Genomic DNA, 2,244 nt, shown 5'->3' on the forward strand with positions numbered 1-2,244 from the left:
GATATAGAGCAGCAACCCATCCTGTCACGGAGTGAGCATATCGATGCTTGTGCAAAGGGAGGCGCTCATATAGAGGAATTGAGCGCAAGCGATGCGCCGCTTTGCCACTGGACGTTGCCACTCACGGTGATATCGCCGTTTGCGCCTTTGGTTGTAACGTCCACCGATGTGCCCTTGCCCAAGCTGCGCGAGATAGCACCGGCGGCGTTCGTGTCGACCGTGAAAATCGGTGCGCTCAACGTCCAATGGCCGGCGAGAACCGTCGCGGTGCCGATGTCGAGCGTCGAAGCGCGCGTGTCAACGGCGCCGCCGATACCGTCCGCATTCGTCGCGATAATCGTGCCGTCCGCATGAACTTCGCCCTTGTCGGCGACGAGCCACACGTGACCATCACGGGTCGCAGTGCCGGTCGCGCGAATCGCAGCGCTGTTGCCGGCGAACGCATACACGTTGCCATCGGCGGCTTGCAAGCTGGCTTGCGCCGCCTCGATCGTGCCCGCGTTTATCACCGTGCCACCGCTTCCCGCCTGCACGAAAACCTGTTGGCCGCCGGACGCGTCCTGCAAGAGCACCTGGTTTCCTGTTACCAGTTCAACCGTTCCCTTCGGCGCATCGATGCTTCCCGCGTTGATCACCGCCTTGCGCGACATGAGGAACACGTCGCCGCCGCTTGAACTGATCTTGCCGAGATTGATTACCGCACCGTCGCCTCCGCCCGAAAACGTGAGCGGGCCGCCTTGCATGAAGGCATTCGGATCCACATTCAGGGCCGATGCAACGAAGCGCCCGCCCGTCGCGATCACGCCGTTGGGAGCCACGAGCACGCCTTGCGGATTGATGAGATAAACGCTGCCGCTCGCGTGCATTTGCCCCGCAATCGTGGAAGGATCGCCCCCCGTCACCCGATTGAGCGTCGCGCCGCTGCCGTTGTCGAAGGTCACGGTGCGCGACGACCCGATTGAAAAGCTGCGCCAGTCAACGACGCCACGCGGCGACGTCTGATTGATGGTGACAGACTGGCTGCCGGTCGTAATTACACCGCTGCCTGCGACCAACTGTCCGCCGCTCGGGAGCGGCGGAACGGCGTATCCAGCGATGGCGTAGCCAAACGTCAGACCAAGCACGAACGGTCGCATCAGAAGGCAACAATGATATGGGGTGCGAATCCAGGACCACGACGCGAAGCGTTGCATGTTTCCCTCCTTTGCCCCAGCCGTTGCTTGCACCTATTGGGCATCCAGTCACCGTGCAAGCGTAGCTCTTCCAGTCATGAACGGATAGTAGTCCGGAAGTCCGCAACGTGTACGCAATCATTCGGGTCGCGACCATCTTTTTTCTTGCGGCTACGATCCTAGATCATTCTCGGCGACGCAAGAGGGACTGTTTCCTGAACCTGCTGCTGCAACGAGGCGTGCGCTCAACGGCTGAAGTTCGGCAAGCAAAGCCAAGTTCGTACGCGCTTGCTACCCATCGTAGGCGCACCTACCTTGCATTCAAGGTGAACGGAGTCAAATTTCTCCGAGGGATTCACATCTTCCCATCTTTCTTGGGTTTAACAGAGTACCTCCTCCCTTGAACGTACGACCCCGTCACCGAGGTAAATGATGAGCGCGCCGCTCGCACATTGCGCTCAGTTCGAAGACGCTTATCGCAGACGGTGCGCGAAACCGCAAAAGAAGCTGCTTGCTACCGGCCCACGCGGTGCTCAGCAATTAGGCAGGGAGGCGACCGCCACGCCGTTTAGGAGCTTTGAAGCGCCCAGCGCGGGCGACCATGCAGTGCTTGAAGAACTCCCGCATGTTGATCGCGCCAAGAATGCGCCGCTGAAGTAACCGCTTTGACGGGCATCCTTTTCACACGCGTAGGAGTCCTGCTGATAATCGAACTGATTTGCGCCGTACTTATTCCACACCATAGGCGACGCACAGCCCGCGAGTGCCGCGAGACATGCGGCTGCAATAAACATCCTTCCCCGTTTCATTCGATGATCCTATTGATTGGTCGTTACAGCGCCATGCTGATGAGCGACGGCTACAGTGCCTGGCGCACGCTCAAAAAGGCAACGCACTTAGGATGCATGGCGCACGCGCGCAGGCTGTTCGTCAAGGCGGACAAAGCGGCTAGGAAAAAGACGGACTCTGGCAAGCAGAAGATGCCGAACGCTCGAGTGGCGAAGGCGCTTGAGTACTTCCAGGCCCTATACCGCGTTGAGGCACTGGCCAAAGGCGATCTGCCCGCCGGCCA

At 59.7% G+C, this 2,244-nt stretch carries 1 protein-coding gene and 1 pseudogene; one reads left to right on the top strand and one right to left on the bottom strand.

Annotated elements, in window-relative coordinates:
* Window positions 1-65: 65 nt before the first annotated feature.
* A complete protein-coding gene (locus NCT05_RS32065; RefSeq protein ID WP_350030102.1) occupies window positions 66-1,193 on the bottom strand; it encodes a two-partner secretion domain-containing protein in 1,128 nt (375 codons plus the stop codon).
* A gap of 806 nt (window positions 1,194-1,999) precedes the next feature.
* Between NCT05_RS32065 and NCT05_RS32070 the strand changes: the two are divergent.
* Window positions 2,000-2,244, top strand: a pseudogene (locus NCT05_RS32070) (IS66 family transposase); the annotation flags it as partial.

It is taken from the genome of Caballeronia sp. AZ7_KS35, from assembly GCF_023631045.1.
Taxonomy (GTDB): domain Bacteria; phylum Pseudomonadota; class Gammaproteobacteria; order Burkholderiales; family Burkholderiaceae; genus Caballeronia; species Caballeronia zhejiangensis.

What these genes read in the sequence shown, in the direction of transcription:
- NCT05_RS32065 (WP_350030102.1), bottom strand. Translation starts at nt 1,193, where the DNA reads ATGCAACGCTTCGCGTCGTGGTCCTGGATTCGCACCCCATATCATTGT.